The sequence below is a fragment of the Gluconobacter sp. Dm-44 genome (genome assembly GCF_018256175.1).
In the GTDB taxonomy this organism is placed as follows: Bacteria; Pseudomonadota; Alphaproteobacteria; order Acetobacterales; family Acetobacteraceae; genus Gluconobacter; species Gluconobacter cadivus.
Map to the genome: position 1 here is coordinate 129,657 of NZ_JAERLZ010000005.1, position 22,578 is coordinate 152,234.

15 protein-coding genes are annotated in these 22,578 nt (G+C 59.1%); 10 read left to right on the plus strand and 5 right to left on the minus strand.

Translation table 11 applies throughout. The annotated features are described in order from the left end of the window. Positions 1-327: 327 nt before the first annotated feature. The 9 genes from JK213_RS08135 (at position 328) to JK213_RS08175 (ending at position 11,485) form a co-directional block, all read left to right on the plus strand. A complete protein-coding gene (locus JK213_RS08135) occupies positions 328-1,947 on the plus strand; it encodes an FGGY-family carbohydrate kinase (RefSeq protein ID WP_194262493.1) in 1,620 nt (539 codons plus the stop codon). Then, a complete protein-coding gene (locus tag JK213_RS08140; RefSeq protein ID WP_194262492.1) occupies positions 1,944-3,653 on the plus strand; it encodes a glycerol-3-phosphate dehydrogenase/oxidase in 1,710 nt (569 codons plus the stop codon). The genes JK213_RS08135 and JK213_RS08140 overlap by 4 nt, the downstream gene beginning before the upstream one ends. A gap of 3 nt (positions 3,654-3,656) precedes the next feature. Beyond that, positions 3,657-4,640, plus strand: coding sequence for a hypothetical protein (locus tag JK213_RS08145; RefSeq protein WP_194262491.1), 984 nt, complete (start codon positions 3,657-3,659; stop codon positions 4,638-4,640). A 184-nt stretch (positions 4,641-4,824) separates the two neighbouring features. Continuing rightward, positions 4,825-5,634 carry a triose-phosphate isomerase gene (locus JK213_RS08150; RefSeq protein ID WP_211571343.1) on the plus strand — a complete coding sequence of 270 codons (810 nt, stop codon included), beginning with the start codon at positions 4,825-4,827 and terminating at the stop codon, positions 5,632-5,634. A gap of 29 nt (positions 5,635-5,663) precedes the next feature. Then, positions 5,664-6,152, plus strand: coding sequence for an RpiB/LacA/LacB family sugar-phosphate isomerase (locus JK213_RS08155; protein ID WP_408869896.1), 489 nt, complete (start codon positions 5,664-5,666; stop codon positions 6,150-6,152). A 54-nt stretch (positions 6,153-6,206) separates the two neighbouring features. Beyond that, entirely contained in the window at positions 6,207-7,139 is a 933-nt protein-coding gene (locus tag JK213_RS08160) for a substrate-binding domain-containing protein (protein ID WP_194262490.1), read from the plus strand. 37 nt (positions 7,140-7,176) lie between these two features. Beyond that, entirely contained in the window at positions 7,177-8,682 is a 1,506-nt protein-coding gene (locus JK213_RS08165; protein WP_194262489.1) for a sugar ABC transporter ATP-binding protein, read from the plus strand. Next, the gene (locus JK213_RS08170) at positions 8,672-9,691 is read left to right on the plus strand and encodes an ABC transporter permease (RefSeq protein WP_194262488.1); all 1,020 of its coding nucleotides are present in this window, start codon (positions 8,672-8,674) and stop codon (positions 9,689-9,691) included. Before JK213_RS08165 ends, JK213_RS08170 begins: the two co-directional genes overlap by 11 nt. Before the next feature lie 36 nt (positions 9,692-9,727). Beyond that, positions 9,728-11,485, plus strand: coding sequence for a dihydroxyacetone kinase family protein (locus JK213_RS08175; RefSeq protein ID WP_194262487.1), 1,758 nt, complete (start codon positions 9,728-9,730; stop codon positions 11,483-11,485). A 66-nt stretch (positions 11,486-11,551) separates the two neighbouring features. Here the strand turns inward: JK213_RS08175 and JK213_RS08180 are convergent, their stop codons facing one another. The 4 genes from JK213_RS08180 to JK213_RS08195 form a co-directional block, all read right to left on the minus strand. Further along, a complete protein-coding gene (locus JK213_RS08180; protein ID WP_249200473.1) occupies positions 11,552-12,973 on the minus strand; it encodes an arylsulfatase in 1,422 nt (473 codons plus the stop codon). A 29-nt stretch (positions 12,974-13,002) separates the two neighbouring features. Further along, positions 13,003-15,351 carry an arylsulfatase gene (locus tag JK213_RS08185; protein WP_211571344.1) on the minus strand — a complete coding sequence of 783 codons (2,349 nt, stop codon included), beginning with the start codon at positions 15,349-15,351 and terminating at the stop codon, positions 13,003-13,005. Positions 15,352-15,368: 17 nt separating this feature from the next. Then, positions 15,369-17,888 (minus strand): TonB-dependent receptor, encoded by a 2,520-nt coding sequence (locus JK213_RS08190; RefSeq protein WP_194262485.1) that lies wholly within the window; start codon positions 17,886-17,888, stop codon positions 15,369-15,371. Positions 17,889-18,063: 175 nt separating this feature from the next. Further along, on the minus strand, positions 18,064-19,506 hold the full coding sequence (locus JK213_RS08195; RefSeq protein WP_194262484.1) for a sulfatase: 1,443 nt from the start codon (positions 19,504-19,506) through the stop codon (positions 18,064-18,066). Between the two features lie 177 nt (positions 19,507-19,683). Here JK213_RS08195 and JK213_RS08200 point away from each other — a divergent pair, with 177 nt between their 5' ends. Continuing rightward, positions 19,684-21,048 carry an aryl-sulfate sulfotransferase gene (locus JK213_RS08200; RefSeq protein WP_194262483.1) on the plus strand — a complete coding sequence of 455 codons (1,365 nt, stop codon included), beginning with the start codon at positions 19,684-19,686 and terminating at the stop codon, positions 21,046-21,048. A gap of 48 nt (positions 21,049-21,096) precedes the next feature. Here JK213_RS08200 and JK213_RS08205 read toward each other — a convergent pair whose 3' ends face one another. Next, on the minus strand, positions 21,097-22,494 hold the full coding sequence (locus JK213_RS08205; protein ID WP_194262482.1) for a sulfatase: 1,398 nt from the start codon (positions 22,492-22,494) through the stop codon (positions 21,097-21,099). Positions 22,495-22,578: the final 84 nt, after the last annotated feature.

Below are 22,578 nucleotides of genomic sequence, written 5' to 3' on the forward strand. Positions count from 1 at the left end.
CATATGTAATCAGTCCCAAACAGTTAGAAAAACAGGCGATGGATGGACATGTCAGTGCCTGATTGCGGGCAGTAAGACGCGCTTCTTTTTGCATCCACTCAAGAAGAAGCATTTCCTGTTTTTATGGCTGACGGTTGCTGTGATGACAACCGTGCAGGTTATCCGAACCAGATCAGATTTCTGGCCCGTCATCGGGACATCAGCGTGATAAGTCACACTAAATCTTAAAATATCACAGATATATGTGTTCTATATCTCGTAATCGGTGATATGGCTGTCCTTCGAATTTGCGTGTCCCTGACACTGAAGCCGTCTGGAGGGCCAGAAATGCGCCGGGATTTCATCATCGGAATCGATAGCGGTTCCACCACGACCAAAGCCGTTGTGTTTTCGTCCACAGGGGCCATCGTCGGAACAGGGCGACGCCGTGTCGCACAGCACATGGAACGCCCGCATCACGTCGAGCGCGATATGCACGAAGCGTGGCAGGCCGTTATTGGGTCCATTCGCGATGCGCTGAGCACCGCGGGGCTGGACGGAAATGCCATTGCCTCTGTCGGTGTCACCGCGCACGGGGATGGTGTTTTTCTACTTGATCGCTCAAGAAGTCCACTTGGTCGGGGCATCATGTCGCTCGATAGCCGGGCGACTGCCATTCACGAACGCTGGAAGCATGACGGCATTTCCGATCTGACACTCCCGATCGCGGGTCAGCGCCCGTATGTCTATTCGGCGAATACCCTGCTCGCCTGGATCCGGGACAACGAACCGGAACGGTATCAGGCGATCGGGTCCGTGATTTTTGCCAAGGACTGGATCCGTTATTGTCTGACGGGTGAAATCGCGACGGATCTGACCGAGGCCAGCACGTCTTTCACCGATTTGTACACTCAGGATTACAGCGACGACCTGCTGGATGTTCTCGGCCTTGCGGACATTCGAAACGCGCTGCCGGAAATGCGCCTCTCCTGTGAACAGGGTGGCGTTGTGACCGCCGAAGCCGCAGCGCTGACGGGGCTTGTGGCCGGCACGCCCGTTTCGGTCGGGTTGCATGATGTGACGGCCGCAGCCGTCGGTCTGGGCCATACCAGAGCGGGCGATCTGTCGATCACGGCTGGGACCTTTTCGATCAACGAGGTTTTCCGCGACCGGCCTGTCGTCGGGGAAGGCTGGGCCTGTCGGGCAGGATATCGTCGCGGCCTGTGGAACTGCATGGCGATTTCTCCGGCGTCTTCGAGCAATCTCGAATGGCTGGCAAAAATCCTCATGCCCGGCGATCAGGACGCTGCCCGTGTTCTTTCTGCGGAAATAGAAGCGCGCTTGTCCCAGCCGGGAACCCGTCCTGCGGTTCCGCTGTATCACCCGTTCCTGTTCGGCTCGCCCTATGACGCCCCCGCCAGCGCGTCCCTGTTCGGTGTGCAGTCCTGGCATGACCGGGCGGATCTGTTTCAGGCAATGGTGGAAGGAACAGTCTTCAATCATCGCGAACATGTCGATGCCCTCAAACAGACCGGACCCGTCCGCAGGATCGGAATTTCGGGAGGCGGAAGCGGACAGCCTGCCATCGCCCAGATGTTCGCGGATATTCTGGGTATGCCTGTCCGCATCCCCGAAGTCCGCGAGGCCGGGGCACTCGGTGCGGCCCTGACTGCGAGCGTTGCCGTAGGATTATACGCAAACCTTGAAGATGCTGTGGCCGCGCAGGACGTGCCAATGCACACCTACAGGCCGCAGCCGGACCGCGAACGCGTTTATGAGGGAATTTATCGCCGCTATGTCGCACTGACGCAGGCCATGAGGCCGTTCTGGTCAGATCTTTATGATGGCGGAACGTCCTCGCTGAAGCCTGCCACAACAGAGCGTTCCCGCGAAAACGATCTCGTGGAGGCCGGACCGGTTCTGAACTACGCGATGGCCGGCACCATGACACAGGGAGCACGGCCATGAGCGGACTGAAAGATATCCGCGATAATGCGGAGTTCGATGTCGTCATCATAGGCGCCGGCATCAACGGAGCCGGGCTGTTTCGCGAACTGGCCCTACAGGATCTGCGTGTCCTGCTCGTTGATCGGAGCGACATCTGTTCCGGCGCTTCCTGCGCGCCCTCGCGGCTGATCCATGGCGGAATCAAATATCTCGAAACGGGTGAATTCCGCCTGGTCGCGCAGTCCACTCTGGAGCGCAATCTTCTGCTGCGAAATGCGCCGCATGTGGTCAAACCCTTGCCAACGGTTCTGCCAATCCGCTCCTGGTTCGGCGGCATCGTCCCGTCTTTAAGGAAATTCCTGCGTCTGGGCGGAAAAATGACGGACCGGGGGGCTCTGGTGCTGGAAGCCGGACTTCAGATCTATGATTTTCTGGGACGGCGCGCACGTGTCATGCCTCGACACAGCCTGTTCCTCAATCGCAGAACGCGGGAAGAATGGCCGCATATGGCGACGGACGTTCTCGCCACCGCACAATATTATGACGCGGCCATCACCCAGCCCGAGCGGCTTGGTTATGAATGTGTGCAGGACGGGCTGAATGTTGGGACCGGCTGCGGGATTGCGACCTATACCGTTCCGGTTTCATTTGCCGACGGCATTCTGCGCCTCAGGGACAGCATGACCGGAGAGACACGCAATGTCCGCACACGGGCGCTTGTGAATGCTGGAGGCGCGTGGATCGATCGCATCAATGCCGTCCTCGGCGAGACGACGCGGTATATCGGCGGCACGAAAGGCTCGCATCTGCTTTTGCGGCATGATGGGCTTCTGCGCGAACTCAAAGGACGCATGATGTATTTCGGAACGCCGGACGGACGGATCTGTCTGGCCTATCCGTTTTACGGTCATGTTCTGGTCGGCTCGACGGATATCCGGATCGAAGATCCCGATACCGCCATCTGCACCGATGACGAACAGGAGTATATGCTGCGAATGGTCGCGGACCTGTTCCCCGGCTTCAGCTTCAGTTCTGATGATGTAGTTTACCGCTACAGTGGCGTCCGCCCCCTCCCCGCGACCGATGCATCCGATCCCGGAGCCATCAGCCGCGATCATATCGTGCATGAAAACCGGCTTGGAGACACGCCGCTGCTATCCTTGGTTGGCGGGAAATGGACGACATTCCGTGGGCTGGCCGAAGAGGTTGCAGACCGGCTGCTCGAAACGCTGGGCGCTGCACGACACCTCTCTACTAAGACTTTCCCGATTGGCGGCGGCCGCGATTATCCGGCGCCGGAGCGCTATTCCGCGTATCTGGATGAGTTTTTCGTGACCTATGGCATGCCGCGCCAGAGGGCCGGAATTCTGCTGGAGCGGTACGGATCGCGCGCGCGCGCTTTTGCGGTGTTCTGCCAGAAGGAAGCCGACGCGCCACTGCGGACGCTCCCGACCTACACACGTCGCGAACTGGCCTTCATCGCTTCGGAAGAACTGGTCCGCACCCTTTCCGATGTTCTCTTTCGCCGGACGCCCGTTGCCCTGAGCGGCCTCCTCACACCCGACGTCGTTCTCGAAGTGGGCGGTGTCGTGGGCACAGCTCTGGGATGGAGCGCGCAGGAAACGGACCGGCAGTGCCGCGCCGCCTGGAAAGAAGCGCAGGAGCGCCACAACCTGAAGGGCGACCTCCCCGACACCTCCCCCTCACAGACAGCCCTGAGAGCCTGAACCATGAACCGTTATGAAGAAAAAATCGCGCGCATGCTGGCCGGTCAGGACGACCGTACGGATTTCATTCTCGCAGATGCCAAGGATTCCGACATGGCTGCGGGCATCAGCGCCACAGGTCTGCGTCGCGACCCCAGACAGGGTCATTCCCGTTTCCGGACGCGGCGCGAATATGTCGACGTGATCCACGGCATCCTCCAGCAGGACATCGTGGACATCATGCTGACGTCGGCCTCCATTCTGGAGACCCTGATCGCGGAAGACGGTTTTGCCGGAACCCGGATCCAGTCCGCGATCCGGGCCAATGACACGACGGATCTGTGGCGCGGACGGGGTGGTTCCTACCAGTCCCAGAAATCCGTTCCGTTTCGCTCGGCATCGCTGAAAAAAGCGCAGACCAGCCTTGGCCTGTATTCCATGACTTTCAATGGTGACGCCGAACAGGACAGCTTTGCGCTGGAAGAATTCGCCCGCTTTCGGGAAGAAGCCGAAGAAAGCCGCTTTTCGTATTTCCTTGAGGTCTTCAATCCCAATGAAGGCCGGATCGCACAGCCGGATCGCGGCTTTTATCTGAACGACATGATCGTCCGCTGTCTGGCAGGTTTGCGGCGTGAAGAACGCCCCGTTTTCCTCAAGGTGCCCTTCAATGGCGCGGACGCCCTGAGCGAACTCTGTGCGTTCGATCCTTCCGTGATCGTGGGCATCATGGGAGGCAGCAGCGGAACAACGCGCGACTGCCTGGAACTGATCCATCAGGCGCAGTGCTGTGGTGCGCGCGCAGCGCTTTTTGGCCGCAAGATCGTGGATGCAGATGACCCGCTTTTACTGATCGAGGCCATGCGCAGCGTGACAGACGGAGCCCTGTCGGCGAAAGAAGCAACACATCTCTATCATGAAAAACTGGGCGCTCAGGGCGTACCGCCCCTCAGGGAGGCGGATCTGGATAGCGTGGTGACCGAAGCGGTCCTGCTGGAGCGCGCAGCGTAACATTTTTATGTGATTATAAAGCAGAGCGGATTTCCCAAGAATTCAGAAGAAAATCGTTCTCAAAGAGGATTTTTCTTCTGAACTTCCGAAATTTTGTATCGTTATTTTTGGTATTGGTAACTCTTTTATGTTATGCTTTAACGCTCAAGCTAACATATACCGGTCTGCAACACGGAGAATCGGGATGAACATTCAGCCTCTCGGAAGGTCGGAAATGGATCAGGTCTGGATCGGAACGAGCTGGAAGATGAACAAGGGACCGGCCGAAGCCATCGCTTCAGCGCAGGCCCTTGAAGGATTTGTTCCGCCGCAGGGAATCCAGCCTTTCGTCATCCCGCCATTCACGTCCCTGAAGGATGTCTGCACAGTGCTGGAAGACAACGCCCTGATGGTGGGCGCGCAGAACATGCACTGGGAAGACAGCGGTTCTTGGACGGGCGAAGTTTCACCGGAAATGATCCGGGGCTGCGGCGCTTCGATGGTGGAAATCGGCCACTCCGAACGTCGCCAGCATTTCGGCGAGACGGACTGGACTGTGAACCTGAAGGTTCATGCAGCCCTCCGCCACGGGTTACGCCCGCTCATCTGCATCGGCGATACGCTGGACGAGTACGAGTTTGGCGTCTCGCACGAAACGCTCGCCCGGCAGACCAAAATCGCACTGCATGGTGTGGCGCGGAAAGATCTGGCGCATGTCCTGATTGCCTATGAGCCGGTCTGGGCCATCGGAGCTTCCGGCCGCCCGGCGGACGCAGACTTCGTCTCGGATGTTCACACCCGGCTCCGGCGCGTCGTGCAGGACCTCGCCGGTGCAGAGGGCGCGCGCATCCCGCTGCTTTATGGCGGCAGTGTCTCGCGGGACAACATCCGCAGCTATGTCGGGCTTGCGGATGTGGATGGTGTGTTCATCGGACGGGCGGCCTGGAAAGCGACGGACTTCATGGCCCTCATCGACAGTGTGCGTGATCTGGTTTCGGACAAAATAGCGGCCTGAACGGTCGCCTGAACGCAGGAACAGGAAAAATGACCATGCGTATTGCCATTGGTGGAGACAGCGCCGGCGAAGGTCTGGCGAGACTTCTGACCCAGCATCTCTCGACGCTTGGACGCCATGTCGTCGTCGACATGTCCCATCCCGAAGATGAACGGGCCGAACTGTATTCTGAACTGAGCGAGCGCGTATCGCTGGCGGTTCTGAACGGTGAATTCGACCGGGGCATTCTGTGCTGTGGAACCGGAATTGGCGTGTGCATTTCCGCCAACAAAATTCCCGGCATCCGGGCGGCGCTGACCCATGACACCTATTCCGCCGAACGCGCGGCCCTGTCGAACAACGCGCATATCATCACCATGGGCGCGCGGGTGATCGGGCCGGAAGTGGCGAAGTCGATCGTGGAAGCTTGGCTGGCTTGCACCTTCGATCCCAAAAGTGCATCGGCGCGCAATATTGCCGGAATTGATGCACTCGGCAGGAAATACCGGCAACCCGTCTCCGCGGACATGAGCTGCTGAAATAAAAACCTTCAGCCCGAACAGGTTCTGGCTGATTTTCGAAAGAACAGAGTTATGAAAACGGCATTCGCTTTTGCCGCAATGCTGGCGGCTACGCCAGTTCTGTCCTCTGGCGTCGCCTGTGCGGCGGAGAGTGGCGCGCCCCTGCATTTCGTTCTGATCCCCAAGACGGTCCATCCATGGTTTGACAAAGCCATGACAGGGGCGAAGGCCGCTGGTGACATGATCACCAAAGCAACGGGCCGCCCGGTCGAGATTGAATACCGCGCGCCGCAGACAGCCGATGTGTCTTCGCAGAACGACATTATCGAACGCGCTGTCGCGACCCATCCTGATGGCTTGATCCTCGATCTGCTGGATGAGAAGGGCAATCGCGCCGCCATGGACGAAGCAGCGGACCAGAAAATCCCGATGACGGTGTTCGACTCCCTGCCTCCCGAAGGCATGGACATCACGGCCGTCGGCGCGGATTTCTGCGAACAGGGCACTATGGCCGCGGAGCGGCTGGCGAACCTCGTTGGCAAGAAGGGTGAGGTTGCCATCATGATGGGTGTGCCCACAGCGCCAAACCATACGCTTCGGGCCGAGTGTGAAAAGAAGGTCTTTGCAAAATACCCCGACATGAAAGTCGTCGCGACGGGGATCGACAATGACAGCATCGAAACCGCACAGAAACAGGCCTCCGCCATCATGCAGGCCCATCCGGATCTGGTGGGCTGGGTCGCCTGCGATGCCTCCGGACCGGTGGGCATCGGACAGGCCATCCGTGAGGGCGGCAAGACCGGGAAAGTCAAGGAAGTCGGCCTCGACAACCTCAATGACATGATCCAGCTCATTAAGGACGGCGTAGCGGAATCTTCCGCCTCCAGCCGCCCCGAAATGCAGGGTTACTGGGCCGTCATCTCCGCCTGGCAGAAAGCCATGGGACAGAAGACACCCAAATATATCGATACCGGAATTGATATTCTGACCAGCAAGACCCTCTGACATCTTGCCGTACGATCAGGACAAGGGAAACACGACCATGACAATTCTTCAGATCGAAGCCGTACGGAAGACCTATCCCGGCGTGGTCGCGCTCGATCATGTGGATCTGACGCTGGAGCCGGGGAAAATCCATATTCTCGCTGGCGAAAACGGTGCTGGAAAATCCACCCTGATCAAGGTCCTGACCGGCCTCGTCGCCCCTGATGAGGGCCGCGTCCTGATCGAAGGCGGAGACGCGCTGGCGGACCGCACCCTGTTTACGAAAGTCGCCTATGTCCCGCAGGAGCTGAGCCTTTTTGGTTCCATGACGGTGGCCGAGAACATGTTCATGCCGTTCGACCGCTCCGGGTTCGGCCATCTGACGGTCTCACGCCGTGCCATGGAAAAGGCTGCGGCAGCCCTCATCCAGCGCTTCGGAATTCATGCAAAACCAGGTCATCTGGTGAACCGTATCAGCGTGCCGGACCAGCAGCTTCTGCAGATCGCGCGCGCAGCCTGCCGTGAGGAATTCAGGGTTCTCATCCTTGATGAACCGACTTCCTCACTGACGGCGAACGAAACCGAGCATCTGTTCGGGATCATCCGCAGGTTGCGCGATGACGGCTGCGCGATCGTGTTTGTCTCCCACAAGATGGAAGAGATCTTTGAGTTGGGCGACACAGTAACGGTTCTGCGCAATGGACGCAGCGTCGGCACCTACCCCATGCAGGGCATGACGGAAGGACACCTGATCCAGCTCATGTCCGGCAGTTCTGTCTCACTGGAAGAGAAGTTCCAGCCGCGTTTCGCCGTTAGCGAAAACGACGCGATCTTGAGCGCTAAACAAATTTCGGGACCGGGGTTTACGGACGCGTCCTTCACCCTGCGCCGGGGCGAGATCCTTGGATTTGCGGGGCTTGTCGGCGCGGGCCGCTCCGAACTGATGCAGACGATTTTCGGCTATCATCGGGCGACATCCGGCCACTGCTTCCTCGACGGAGAAGAAATCCCCCGTGGCCGCACGGACCGTGCCGTAGCGATGGGGATGGTTTACCTCTCCGAAGAACGCAAACATCACGGCATTTTCCCGCTGCTCAGCGTGCGGGAAAACATCAGCCTTTCGGTTCTGGATCGCATGAAGCGCGGCGGCATCATTTCCTCCCGGCGTGAAAATGACGTCGTGGCGGAGACGATCCAGCAGTTCGACGTCCGGACGTCCTCCGCGTCCAAAAAAATCGTTCATCTGTCAGGCGGCAACCAGCAGAAGGCGATCATCGGACGCGCGATGGCCCGCAGGCCGCGCGTCCTGATTTTCGACGAGCCCACCAAAGGGATCGATATCGGAACCAAGTTCCAGATTTACCGCATCATGCAGCAGCTTGCCGAAGAAGGCGTGGGGATCATCCTCGTTTCGTCCGAAATGACCGAGCTTCAGCGCTGCGCCTCGCGGATCATCACCATGTATTCCGGCCGGATCACGGGTTCGTTCGATCAGGCCACCACCGACGTCAACACGCTTGTCGGCGCGATCATCGGCGCCCCGGAGACCCGTCATGTCGCTTGAAACCACCCTCCCCGCCGCGCCGTCGAAGCCGCCGAAACTGCCGCCCATGAAGGCTCTGGTGTCACGTCTGGTGGGCAATCCACTGGGCGGCGTCATCGCCGCGCTCGTCATCATTTTCGGGGCGTCCTGTGCGCTGTCGCCGCACTTCCTGACGTCCTTCAACATGATGATCATCGCGCGTGCGCTGGCCTTTGTCGGGCTGGTCACGATCGGGCAGTCCGTCCTCATGATTCTGGGCGAGCTTGACCTGTCCGTTGGTGCCATTGGTGGCCTGGCGGGTGTGGTCGGCGGCATTTTAATGGTGCAGCTTGGGCTGAACCCCTGGCTTTCGCTCGGGCTGTGCCTGCTGATGGGAGCCGGGTGCGGATTGCTGAACGGAGCGCTCATTACGCAACTCCGCCTGCACTCGCTGGTGCTGACGATCGGTATGGCTGGCGTTTATGGCGGCGCCAACCTCGTTGCGACCAAAGGCGTGGCCATTACGGGCATTCCCCGTGACATCTCCTTTCTCGGGCGTGGGCTCGTCATGGGTGTTCCCGTGCCGTTCGTCGTGCTTCTGGTGTGTCTGGCGGTTGTGGCGTTCGTCATGTTCCGCACGCCCGTCGGCCGCTACATCTACGCCATCGGCAGCAACCCGGACGCCGCCCGGATGCTGGGCATCCGCGTCAACGCCATCCGCATGGGCGCTTTTGCCCTCGCCGGGTTCCTGTCCGCCCTTGCCGGAATCCTGATGGTCGCCCGTCTGGGAACGGCCCAGCCTTCCATCGGTGACACATGGGTTCTCGCACCCATCGCCGCAGCCGTCATTGGCGGTGTCGCAACCACCGGCGGCATCGGCAGTCCGGTCGGAGCGGTTCTGGGTGCAGTCATCATCGGCATGATCGAAGACATCATCGTCCTGTTCGGAATTTCGCCCTACTGGCAGTCGGTCGTCAGCGGCGGGATCGTTGTCCTCGCCATCTCCTTCGACGCACTGGCCCGTCGTTACCTCAACCGTGATGCAGCCTGACGGTCCCGCTGCGGGACACGACTGGAGGAAAAACACATGACCAAGATCTGCGGCGACGCATCCAATTTCGCAATGTCAGCCCTTCGTGGGTTCAGCCTGATCCATCATGACCTTGTGCGCCTCGTCCGTGGCGGCGTTCTGCGGGCAAAACCCGGCCCCAAAGGCAAGGTCGCCGTCGTGCTGGGAGGCGGTTCGGGCCACTATCCCGCCTTTGCGGGCTATGTCGGCAAGGGCTTCGGCGATGCTGCCGTGGCAGGCGACATTTTCGCATCCCCCTCTACGCAGGCCATCAAGAGCATCGCCCGACAGGCCGATCTCGGCGGAGGGATCATCCTCGGCTACGGCAACTACGCGGGCGATGTACTCAATTTCGGCATTGCTGCCGACCGTCTGCGTGAAGAGGGCTATGACGTCCGCGTTCTGGCAACCGCCGATGACGTGGCCAGTTCGGACGCCTCCACCCGCGAACGCCGCCGGGGCATTGCGGGAGACCTACCGATTTTCAAGATCGTCGGGGCCGCTGCCGAAGCCGGACTGACGCTTGATGAGGTCGAGGAAGTCGCGCATCGCGTGAACCGTCAGACCTGCACCTTCGGCGTGGCTTTCGACGGCTGCACCCTGCCCGGCGAGACTGAAAAACTGTTTGAAGTTCCCAAGAACCGCATGGCCCTAGGTTTGGGTGTTCACGGTGAGCCGGGAATTGATGAACAGGACGTCCCCAGCCCGGAAGCGCTGGCAAAAATCCTGTTCGACCGTCTGCTGGCCGAAATTCCCCACGAAGCGCCGCGACGTGTCGCTGTGCTACTGAACGGTCTGGGCAGCACCAAGCAGGAAGAGCTTTTCGTGCTGTGGAACGCGCTGGCGCCAATGTTCGAAAACGCCGGGCTAACCCTCGTGGCCCCACTGGTGGGCGAATATGTCACCAGTCTGGACATGGCGGGCTGTTCCCTGACTCTGACATGGCTCGACGAGGATCTTGAGGAGTACTGGCGCGCGCCAGTGGATTCCGCGGCCCTGCGCCATGACAAGTTAGTCGGGGACGGCGTGGCTGACCTTGCCGTCGAAGATGAGGCGACGATCGTCTATATGCGCTCCGCTACCGCAGCGGGCCGTCAGGGCGGGGCGTGTGTTGCGGATGTCATGGAAAATCTGGCGAAGATGCTGGCCGCCGAGGAATCCAGCTTGGGGCATATCGACGCCCTTGCTGGCGATGGCGACCATGGACAGGGCATGGCGCGCGGGTCCGCAGCATCAGCCCGCGCCGCCCGTAACGCAGCCAATGCCGGTGCCGGCCCGGCTACGGTTCTGGCCACGGCAGCCGATGCCTGGGCCGACCGTGCCGGGGGCACATCGGGTGCGCTCTGGGGAGAAGGTCTGCGGGCCTTCAGCACGGCGCTAGATGATGGCCGTCTGCCGAGTGCCGAACAGCTTTCGCAGGGCGCCCGCAACAGTATGGAGCGCATCATGCTGCTCGGCAGGGCCAGGCCCGGCGACAAGACTCTCGTGGATGCCTTGGTCCCGTTTGTGGAAACGCTGGAGCGGGAACTGGCCGCGGGCCATGAGCTTGTCAAAGCCTGGATGGAAGGCGCAGAGGCCGCCTATCAGGCCGCGCAGGACACACGCAACCTGTTGCCCCGGATGGGACGGGCGAAAATGCACGGCGAACGGAGCAAGGGCCATCCCGATGCCGGTGCCCTGTCCCTCGCCCTCTGCGTACGTAGCGTTGGTAGGGACCTGAAAGCCGGAATGGCTGCCCAGCACGCACACGATCTGCTGCACGACCTCAGGGCCTGACAGCAAAGTCACCGATCATCGTCTCTTTTGCTTGGGCGGACGATGATCGGTGTCCCCTTTCGTTGGTTAAAGGGCGATCGGATATTCACGCGACGGCCTGTGTTCCGACACAAGTCGTCCTGAGAGCTCGCGGACAATCTCGGGATATCTGGTGGCCACATCACGCTTTTCGCCCGGATCTGCCGTCAGATCATAAAGTTCCAGCCGGGACGACCCGACAGGCCGCACGATTTTCCATCGCCCCAGACGCGCCGCCTGCCAGAAAGACGGCTCATACGTCTCCCAGTAGAGCAGTCGCTCCGGCAGCTCCCCCTGCCCCAGCAGAACGGGTGTCAGATCGCGACCATCCGTCACCACAGGAACACTGCGCCCTGCCAGCCCGAGAACCGTCGGCAGCAAATCTGGATGATAAACGGGTGTCCCGTTCGTCGTGCCCGCGGCGATCCGTGAAGGCCAGCGCGCAATCAGCGGAACACGGATTCCGCCCTCGTAAAGCTCGCGTTTATAGCCTCGCAACGGACCATGAGAGTTGAAGAAGGTCACAACCTCCGTCTGCTCCGCCGTGGGTTCGGATCTCGGCCCATGATCGGACGACACAAACACGATCGTATCGTTGTCCAGCCCCGACGCTTCAAGCGTTTGCAGAATACTGCCGACGCCAGCGTCCAGAAATTCGATCATAGCCGCATAGGCCTTTTCCCGGGCGCCCCAGGGCTCTCCTGCATAATCCCCCTCGGCTGGCGTAATATGCGGGCTATGCGGCGCGTTATAGGCGACCGTCAGGAAAAAAGGCTTCTGGCGATGACGCCTGATGAAGTCGCAGCTCTGATCCGTCACGATGTCGGTTTCGTAGACAGCCCGCCCCCCGCCGGCATTTCCCGCGACATCCTGCAACGTCGTGCCGTCGTACCATTTCTCCGGAAAATAGCCCTGCGTCTTTTCCGTCTGCGTCAACCATCCGTGGAATTCATCAAACCCGTGCCGCGTCGGGATGGCATCAGGATCGTAACCATCGAGATGCCACTTCCCCACCAGCCCCGTCACATATCCCTGCTCTTTCAGAACGGACGCGACCGTCGGTTCCTTATCGAACAGATTGGCCCTGCGGATCTGCTCCTTCCCCTTGTATCCGACCACGCCTCCGGCGAGCGCAAAATTGTCTCGGATGGACGCATGTCCCATATGACGCCCCGTCATGAGCGCACAGCGGGAAGGCGAGCAGATGGGCGCGCCACCATAAGCCTGCGTGAACTTCATGCCCTGAGCCGCCATCCGGTCGATATGCGGTGTGCGGATTCTGGTCTGGCCGTAACAGCCCAGATCATACACACCCAGGTCATCCGCGATGATGTAAATGATGTTGGGCTCACGCGAGACTGTCCTGGAAGCTGCCTGTGCAGCCCCCTCCGACAGCCCCAAAGTCACCGTGCCGAGCGCTGCGGTTCCGGCGAGGAGTGTCCGGCGGTTCATACGGATTGAACGGATCAAGGCCTGCGCCTCCTTTGATGGAACGGGATTCATTGGCCGGAGGACTGCGCAGTCGTGAGGGTGACCGTGTCGATACGGCCCGTAAATGCTGCGGGCACCGTATAGGCCGGGCTCACGGCAGACCCCAGATCACGACCGATATCGAGAGTCTCGCGCGATGACAGGGCGATGTTGCTGAAACGCGCCTGCCGGGCCGGAGCTCCGTCCACGGAAAGCCCTACCGTCGCGGGAACCGGTTTCCCGCCCACCCAGCGCCGGATCATCTCCGCTGCCGCATCGCTTGTCCCCGCTGTCCGCTCCTGCTCCGGTGTGACCGTCACGACAATATGCCGCCGTCCTGCCGCCAAAGGAGCAGACGTTACGATCTGTCCTGTCCGCACACCATTTGCATTGGCTTCATAAACAAGGCGCCCCTTCGAAACATAAAGGGTGACACCCCCATATCGCCCGCCCTCGGCGAAAATCACCCCCTGCGCCCCGCCCGCAGGAACATCGACATCAGCACTCAGCGTATACGGATCATGCCCCAAATCCGGTGCAAAACGCGGCCCTACGCGATCCACGCCAGAGCGGTATGTAAAGACCGTCTGACCTGTCGCCGTACCAAGCGGATATGCGTCAACTCCGGGCCGGAGCGGATCTGCATGATTACGGCTGGCCTCGTGCTGGAAAAGTGCCTGAAGCTCTTTGAGTTTTTCGGGATATTTCGCAGCCAGATCATGAGCCTGACTGTAGTCATCGCTCAGCCTGTAGAGTTCCCACGGATGCGTCCGTGGCTGTGTCCCACGCGTAAGATACACGCGGTTGTCACCCACCTCCCACGTTTCCTGAGCAAGCTGTCCGGCCCACCATCCATCGGAATAAATGCCAAGATTTCCGCTCGTGGTGAAATACTGCACTTTGTGCCGCGACGGGGCGTCGGAATGATCGAACGTATAAAGCAGGCTCCGGCCTTCAATCGGGAGTTGCTCAACGCCCGCCGTGTGGGACGGCGGTGTAATCCCGGCGGCTTCATAAAGCGTTGGCGCAATATCGTTCAGATGCCCGAATTGACCCCGTATTCCATGAGTGTCGTGGATGCGTGCGGGCCAGGAGATGACCAGCGGGTCCGTCGTCCCACCCAGATGGGCGGCATCCTGTTTCGTGCCCTGAAACGGAGACGTCAGCGCCCATACCCATGCGGCGGCATAATGGTTGAGATACAACTCGCTTCCCAGCGCATCACTGTCGGCCAGACGCGTCCTGACATCCGGCGTTCCGCCCTCCGCAGTCTTCGCATCCCTCCCCAGAAACCCGCCTTCGGCACTCCCGCCATTATCCCCGAACACTTCCAAGACAAGCGTGTTGTCCGCAATGCCTTCCTCCCGCAGAGTCGCCAGAAGCCGTCCGACTTCATGATCGGTTTCTTCGGCAAAAGCGGCATAAACCTCGGCCTGATGCGCGAGCAGCTTCTTTTCATCCGCAGACAGACTGTCCCATGCAGGCAGGGTGGAGGGGCGCGGTGTCAGTTCCGCATTCGCCGGGATGACGCCAAGCGCCTTCTGACGCTCAAAGCTCTGCTGCCGGATAACATCCCAGCCCTGATCGAACTTCCCTTTATATTTCGCAATCCATGCCTTGGGCACATGATGCGGCTCGTGCGTCGCACCCGTCGCATAATAAAGGAAGAACGGTTTATCGTGCGCCACGGCGTCATGCTGATGCAGCCAGCGGACGGCTTCGTTGGTGATGTCGGTCGTGAAATAATAGCCCTGTTCCGGCGTGGAAGACGGCTCAACAGGGGTCTGGTCACGGTAAAGACGCGGATAATACTGGTTGTCCGCTGCGGCGAGAAACCCATAAAAATGTTCGAACCCCCACCGCCCTGTCGGCCACAGATCAAACGGCCCCGCCGCGCTGATCTGCCAGTAAGGCGTATTGTGCCATTTCCCGAACGCCGCCGTATTATATCCGTGCTCCTTGAGAACTTCGGCAACCGGTGTCACGTTCGCAGGCAGAACGGTATTATATCCCGGATGCTTCGAAGCCGCTTCCTCGATATTTCCAAACCCCACCTGTCGGTCATTATATCCTGTCAGCAATGACGCCCGCGACGGGGAGCACAAAGCATTGACGTGAAAATTGTTATATCGCAGCCCGGCATCCGCCAGACGCGTGAAATCCGGTGTCGAAATCGGGCCACCAAAAACATTCGTCGCACCAAATCCGACATCATCAATCAGAATCACGACAATATTCGGCGCCCCCCTAGGCGCCTGTGGCGATTGCGGCCAGCCCTGCGTCGCCTGGGACGGCTCTGCGGCACGGACATGCTGCACAACACTGCCCCATAAAAGCGTACTGCCCAGAAGAAGGCCCAGAGACATCTGTCTTTTCATGACCATTCCTCGCCGGTTCAGTAGTTCACGCGGGCAATAAAGCCGAAATTGCGGGGCTGCGTGACATAGGCGTACCAACTGCCATTTCCCGAAGCGGCGCTTCCCTGGGAAATCTGCGTGACACGCCGCTCGTCCGTTGCATTATTGATGAAGCCCGCAAGCTCCCAACGCCCCTGATGATCGCGGAACCCGAAATTCAGGTTCAGCGTGCCATAAGCTGGGACCCAGCCATAAACGGAGTTGTTGCTGGAGGTGTTCATGCGGGTGTTGTAATTGTAGCTTCCGCCTGCATAGGCATCGAGCGGGCGGGAAAAAACCTTTCCGATCCCGTGCGAATACTGCACCGCAGCCGACAGCGCCCATCTCGGCACGAATGGAATCTGCGTATGGGCGAGACTGTAAGCGCCTTTCCACGCCAGCTCCGGCGGCGCACTTGTGGAATACTGGAGGAACTGGGCGTCATTGTAAGACGCAGACAAAGACGTCACGAGATTGGCAAGCGGGCTGTAATGAATGTCCATCTCCGCACCACGGACCCGCACTTTCGGAGCACTGCTCAGATAGGAAACCAGCGCGCCCTGATATTCATGAACTGCCGTGACCTGATAGTTGTGGTCGTTCGTCTGATACAGCGCACCGCTGACCAGAAGACGGTTCTGAAGAAACTGCGCCTTCGCCCCGACCTCAAAAGAGTCATCCGTCTCCTTTCCGACATTCGGCGAAACTGCGCCCTGAGAAAGCTGGCTTGCAGAAAAAGAGACCAGATTGAGGCCACCGGATTTTCCGCCACGGCCATAGCGGCCGTAAACAATGGCATTATCCGCCACATGGTATTTCGCAACGAACTGTCCAGTTACGAAACCATTATCGACATGCGCGCCATATCCCGTATTGCTACCATACAGGCCCCAGATTTTCTCTGCCGTAGCCACTGATGTAACGGCTGAATTGTAGCTTTCGGGTGTGACCTGCCACTGGGAAAAACTTCCCGTTTTGGCACTGTAATTATATCGTACGCCCGTCACGAAATCCAGTTTGCGGGTGATGTGCCAGGTCCCGTTCGCGTAAAGCCCATAATAATTGGTGGTGGGCTGTCCATAGCTGCGCACGTCATAATTGTTCAGGACATTCGAGGCCTGTTCGGCAGAAATACCGCTGACGGGTGAGCTTCCGGTTCCATATCCATACCACGCTCCGGCATCCGGCCCGTAGCGGGTATCGCCGTAAACACGGTTTTCCTGCCACATGTAAAACGCTCCAACCCGATAATCGAGCAGACGCCCTAGAGAACTGGAAAAACGGAGTTCCTGCGTGAACTGCCTTTGATCGACCTTGGCATTGCTGTTGAGAATGGCATTGGCCGGCCCCAGATCACCGTCATTATGCGGTGCCCAGTCCCACCACCGGAAAGCCGTGATGGAGGACAGCGTAAAATTGGCATGGTGCCAGTCCACATGGCCCGAAAGCCCCATGTCTTCCTGCTCTGCGTCAGAAAGAGAGCTTCGGTTGATGGTATAAGGCGCATTGGAGGGGGCCGTGCCACCATATCCCGCCCAACCCAAACGCTGCGGCAGCGTTCCCGCTACGGCGCTGCCATCCGTCTTGGTTGCAACGATCTTGTAGAGCCCCCCAGAGCAGCAGTTTTCACGAAGATGGGCATAATCTCCCGTCAGCCGGACACTCAGCTCATCCGTGGGGTGATACAGAACCTGTGCGCGGAAAGAGCGGCTTGTCTGGCCATTAATATCGCCCCCGCCCGCAAGGTTTTTGACCCAGCCGCTGTTGCCATATCCCAACGCACTCAGCCGGACCGCAAGCTTGTCCTTGATGAGCGGCGTCGTCACCCCAAGGCTCCAGCGGTTATAATCATAATTTCCAACCCCCGCTTCACCATAGACATGTCGGGTATGCAGATCCGGCGCGGCCGTTGTGAGTTCGATGGCGCCTGCCGTGGCCGTCATGCCCCCTTCCGTTCCCGCCGGACCACGCAGGACGGTGATCCCGTTCAGATCGACCAGATCGCTCAGCGCTGTTGCAGGGCGTGAACGATAAACACCATCGACATACACCGCCACGCCCCCTTCGATCCCATCCGTCGCTGCCGTTCCGGCGGCTCCGAGACCACGGATATTGATTGTGGTGTTGCGCGGATTAGAAATATTGAGTTGAACGGTCGGCAGGAGACGCGCGGCCTGAGGCAGGGCCGTGATATGTTCGGCCTTCAGTTCCTGTGCACCGATCCGTGTCGCAGCCTGCGGAACGTTCTGAAGCGCATGCGTTTCCTGGTCAATCGTGTGCGCTGCTGCCTGCACCGGAGATGCGACCACATGGATCCGTTCCGGATCGGAGACCGGCGCCCTGACCGCTTTGAGAGTGGGCCGAGCTGCCGGAACCGATTTTGCCGTATGGTGCCTGTGCGCGGTATGCGTGGCCGCGATTCCTTCTTTGGGGACGGCGCTCTGTGCCTGCGCACTGTCCCACCCCGTCACATCAACCACGGCAGCGATGGCGGTAAGCAGGACGTATTTTTTCTTCATGACCAGAATATTCCCGAACCGCATTAACATTTATATATCGTTGTTTTTACATAAGAACGATATATCGTCGTTTTGATTCGGTCCATACGAACGAATCGGATTCGGGATGTATTTATTTACACTATTTTATAATGTTATATTTCCTATGTTCTGGTCTGCTTTGGTGAACCCCACATCAGTCAGACCGGGACGCATCATAATGATCCGCAAAATCCTGGGCATCCGCTCCCCAACTGTAGCTGCCCTGCGGGAAAGGCAGCATCGTTGCATTCCAAGCTGCCCATTCCTTTTTCAGACGGGCAAAAAGCTCGGGTTTGCGATCTTTCAGATTGGCTCTCTCGCGCGGATCGCTGACAACGTCGAAGAGAAATTCGTTCTCCCCGATTTTCAGATATTTGTAATCGCCATCGAGATGAGCGTGCTGGTCATGGATCTTGTAACGCCAGAACAGTGAGCGCGACTGGCGTTTCTCCGGATCACCCAGGAATGGCAGAAGATTTGTGCCGTCGGACGGGAAAGTTGCGTCCGGCGTCACACCCGCAGCAGCCAGAAAACTGGGAAGCCAGTCCATCGTAATGAGGGTCTGGTCGCTTTCGGATCCTGCCCTCACCCGTGCGGGCCACCTCAGAACCGCCGGCACCCTGAGCCCACCTTCCAGAAGCTCCCCCTTCATGCCCGTAAAAGGCCAGATCTCGGAGAAACGCTCGCCGCCGTTATCGCTGGTAAACACGACGATCGTATTTTCCGTCAGTTGATGGCGGTCAAGTGTTGCAAGAACCCGGCCGATCTGGTCATCCATGGCTCTGACCATCCGGCCATAGGTCTTCTGCGTTCCGCCATCGTAGTCGAAGATTTTACCTTTCAGGCGCTTTGACTCGGCCTCGTCCTCCGGACCTTCCCAAGGCCAGTGCGGCGCATTGAAATGCAGACTGAGGAAAAATGGCGACGCGTCCTGTGCGAAAGTGTCGACCAGCCGAACGGCTTCATCCCCAAGAAGCCCCGTCAGATAACCATGATCGTGGATCAGATGGTCGTCCCGATAAAACTGGTTCTCACCGGGTTTTCCCTGATGGGTGAAATAGTCGGCAGCGCCACCGGAAATACCGTAAAAATGGTCATAGCCACTCTTGAGCGGCCCGAACTCCGGAGGGCTCCCAAGGTGCCACTTCCCCACCAGAGCCGTCCTGTACCCGGCCCTGTGAAGTTGTCCCGGCAAGGTCGGCAATCCCGGCGGAAGCCCGATTTTCCCGCTGGAGGAGGCAATCGGTTCTTCAAGACCACAGGCAATCCGGTCCTGATAACGCCCGGTAATCAGGGCCGTCCGCGTCGCGGAACAGACGGCGGAGTTCGCATAGGCGCGCGTCAGCTTGATGCCTTCATGCGCGATACGGTCGATGGAAGGCGTTGTAAAACCCGGCGTGCCGAAGCAGCTCACATCCGCGTATCCAAGATCATCCGCAAGAATGAAAATGATGTTCGGTGCCTTTGCTCTTTCGCCGGAACGGCCCGAAATCCCCGGCTGGGCGATCGCCCGCGCTCCCGGCCCCGTCATTGCGCCAAGGCCGATCCCTGCGACAGTGGAAAGGAAGGCGCGACGCCTCTGGACAAATCGGGTCATCTGCGGGCTTTCAGTCTGGATTATTAAACTATCAATTATGGTTAAAAATATTAACAACCAAAAAATAGGATGTAAATTCATAAAAACCAATATTGATGGTTGAAAGAACCTCGAAAAGCGGTTTCAGTTGGCAAACTCCTCCGGGAGACCATGATTCCAGATAACAGGGTAAGTGATATGGCTTCGTTCCCACTCAGGCTCTCCACCAGCGCTATGGGCACGATGGCCTTGTGCACTGCCCTCATGGCCATCCCCGACGCAGCAAAAGCCGTCCCCAGCGTGGTGCCGACCGGCGTCACACGTTACAACCCCGAAAAGGCTTACAACAGCTTCATCCTGTTTTCCGGAAGCGACAATCACACCCATCTCATCGACATGAACGGTCACGAAGTCCGGCAATGGGCACAGGCCGGATTCCCCGCCAAATACATTGATCCCGCTCTGGTTCAGGGACAGAAGGGCATTATCGGGCTTCAGCTTTCAGAAATCCGCGGGGACGGCACCCACAAGATCCCCGGAGCCACAGCCGGTTTCCGTAACCGGACGTTCGGTTATGTGGACTGGTCTGACAAAACGCTCTGGGAATGGGGGCTTCAGTCGCCTGAAGGCAATGCCCGTCAGCATCATGACTGGGCCCGCCTGCCCGATGGCGGCACGCTTCTTCTGGCCAACCAGAACCGCTCCATCCCCGGCGGGGCCAAGCCGGTACTGGATGACGTGATTTATGAGATCGCCCCGGACGGCAACATCCGCTGGACCTGGAAGGCCGGAGACCATCTTCGGGAATTCGGCTTTACCGACAGCCAGCTTCAACTGGTAACGCATGCTGAAAATCCGGATTACCTTCATATCAACAACATGCAGCTTGTAGGCGATAACCACTGGTATCGTGCGGGAGACAAACGTTTCGCACCGGACAACATCCTGATCGATTCACGGGAGGCCAACTTCATCGCAATCCTGGACCGCCATTCCGGCAAGGTCGTCTGGCGTCTGGGCCCCAACCTCCCGCAGCGGCGCCGCAGCGAACCGGCTGTTCCTTTCGCCGTCGACCAGTTCGTCGGACAGCATGACGCGCATCTTATTCCCGAAGGCCTACCGGGGGCAGGCAACCTGATCGTTTTCGACAATCAGGGAGAAGCAGGCTATCCCGCCCGTCCGTTGCAGGTCGCCAACGGTTCGCGAATTCTGGAAATCAATCCCGTAACGGCGCAGGTCGTCTGGCAGTACACAGGCGAGAATTCCGGCGGCCCGCCATGGTCCTTCTACAGCAGCTTCATCAGCTCCGTGGACCGGCTGCCCAATGGCAATACCCTGATCGACGAAGGCATGAACGGACGCTTCTTCCAGGTCACGCCCACGGGTGAAATCGTGTGGGAATATGTTTCGCCCTATTCAGGTGAAACGCCCGGCAGCTCTTCAGGAAAAACAACGCGCTCCAACTGGGTCTATCGTATCCAGCCCGTGCCATATGGATGGGTGCCCTCGACCGTCTCCCATACCGAAACAGTCGTGGTTCCGGCTTCAGATCCGGAAAAATAATACAATCGCAGGGCTGGCGGCCAAAGTCATGACGCCAGCCCTCCCTTCTCAGGCAGGCACCGTCGGTTCCGAAGGGGACTGACCATCGGGCGGATTGACAACCGCCCCCACCGGAGCCGCCACAGGCCCTTTGAGAAGCGGGTCCTGCGTCTCCTGCATCCAGCGCCGCAGGCGCTTTCTCATTTCCCGCAGAACGTCTCCATACTGCGGATCGTGACACAGGTTACCGGTTTCCGCAGGATCGAACGTCAGATCATAAAGAGCCTCTTCAGGCAGATGATGATCCGGCCATCCGGCCCCGACCCAGACGGACTTGCTGGGACTGTCATCGCAGTTCGGCAGCACGGGCTGCCTGCGACTTCCAAATCTGCGAATATATTTCCATCGCTGCGTCCGGACGGCCCGCATCGGTTCATATGACGCGTGATACGTCATCTCAGCATAGACGGCATCCCGGATTTCCGCCTGACTGCCCCGCAAGACCGGAAGAAAAGATTGCCCCACAAGCCAGGAAGGACGCGGGATGCCCAGATAATCATAAACTGTCGGAAAAACATCAATCTGCGAAACCATCACGTCTGACTGATGCCCCACGGCCAGACCCGGCCCTCGCATGATCAGTGCCGTTCCGATCCCGTCATCCGTCAGGTTGCATTTCATGCCCGGAAAAGCGATGCCATGATCCGTGACGAAAATAACCAGCGTATTGCGGTCATAACCATTTCTGGACAAAGCCTGCAAAACCCGCCCGACACCCGCATCCAACTGACGCGCGCTTGCCCCGAACGCCGCGAAATCGTGGCGGATTTCCGGCGTATCGGGTAATGGACGCGGAACGCTTCGCACACGCTCCAGATCCGCGGGTGTCGGGTCCGGATACTCCCGATGCGTCTCGAAAAATCCGACATCCAGAAAAAACGGCTGCTTGGGCCGGCTGTCCAGAAACCGCTCGGCTATGGGTGCCACCACAGAAGCTTCCGCACGCCATTTCCCGCTCTCGTCGCGATAGGCAAGATTCCTGTCATACCCCAGCGTGTCCGGATCAGCGGCAACATGCTGCATCCCTGTCAGCACGGCCTGATATCCGAATTTCTGCAGGTCCCGGAAAAGGAGCTGCCGCGGATCGTTCAGCCTGAAACCCCGATGCGCCAGCCCAATCATTCCGGAACGATGGGGAGACTGACCGGTCAGCAGAGCCGCACGACTGGGAGAGCAGACCGGTGCCGCACTGAACGCCTGCCGGAACGTCACGCCCTCACGCGCCAGAGAGGCTATTTCCGGAGTAGAGACCGCGCTGTCATAAGGCTCGAGCGACCGTCCACTGTCGTGGGAATGAAGATAGAGAATATTCGTCCACCTGCCTTTCGGAAGGGACTGCCCATATCCTTTTGCCACGAAGGCGCCTCCGCCTGAGGCAAGAAGGGTGCGACGTCTGACCTGTACCATGATGTTCCTGCGGATATTCTGCCCCCGCGCAGAGCCAAAAGCTTTGCGGAGAGTATGAGAGAATTGAGAGTTTCTTCCCGCAGC

Excerpts from the sequence above, each read along its gene's own strand:
- JK213_RS08135 (WP_194262493.1), top strand. The coding sequence starts at position 328 with ATGCGCCGGGATTTCATCATCGGAATCGATAGCGGTTCCACCACGACC.
- JK213_RS08140 (WP_194262492.1), top strand. The coding sequence starts at position 1,944 with ATGAGCGGACTGAAAGATATCCGCGATAATGCGGAGTTCGATGTCGTC.
- JK213_RS08145 (WP_194262491.1), top strand. The coding sequence starts at position 3,657 with ATGAACCGTTATGAAGAAAAAATCGCGCGCATGCTGGCCGGTCAGGAC.
- JK213_RS08150 (WP_211571343.1), top strand. The coding sequence starts at position 4,825 with ATGAACATTCAGCCTCTCGGAAGGTCGGAAATGGATCAGGTCTGGATC.
- JK213_RS08155 (WP_408869896.1), top strand. The coding sequence starts at position 5,664 with ATGACCATGCGTATTGCCATTGGTGGAGACAGCGCCGGCGAAGGTCTG.
- JK213_RS08160 (WP_194262490.1), top strand. The coding sequence starts at position 6,207 with ATGAAAACGGCATTCGCTTTTGCCGCAATGCTGGCGGCTACGCCAGTT.
- JK213_RS08165 (WP_194262489.1), top strand. The coding sequence starts at position 7,177 with ATGACAATTCTTCAGATCGAAGCCGTACGGAAGACCTATCCCGGCGTG.
- JK213_RS08170 (WP_194262488.1), top strand. The coding sequence starts at position 8,672 with ATGTCGCTTGAAACCACCCTCCCCGCCGCGCCGTCGAAGCCGCCGAAA.
- JK213_RS08175 (WP_194262487.1), top strand. The coding sequence starts at position 9,728 with ATGACCAAGATCTGCGGCGACGCATCCAATTTCGCAATGTCAGCCCTT.
- JK213_RS08185 (WP_211571344.1), bottom strand. The coding sequence starts at position 15,351 with ATGAAAAGACAGATGTCTCTGGGCCTTCTTCTGGGCAGTACGCTTTTA.
- JK213_RS08190 (WP_194262485.1), bottom strand. The coding sequence starts at position 17,888 with ATGAAGAAAAAATACGTCCTGCTTACCGCCATCGCTGCCGTGGTTGAT.
- JK213_RS08195 (WP_194262484.1), bottom strand. The coding sequence starts at position 19,506 with ATGACCCGATTTGTCCAGAGGCGTCGCGCCTTCCTTTCCACTGTCGCA.
- JK213_RS08200 (WP_194262483.1), top strand. The coding sequence starts at position 19,684 with ATGGCTTCGTTCCCACTCAGGCTCTCCACCAGCGCTATGGGCACGATG.
- JK213_RS08205 (WP_194262482.1), bottom strand. The coding sequence starts at position 22,494 with ATGGTACAGGTCAGACGTCGCACCCTTCTTGCCTCAGGCGGAGGCGCC.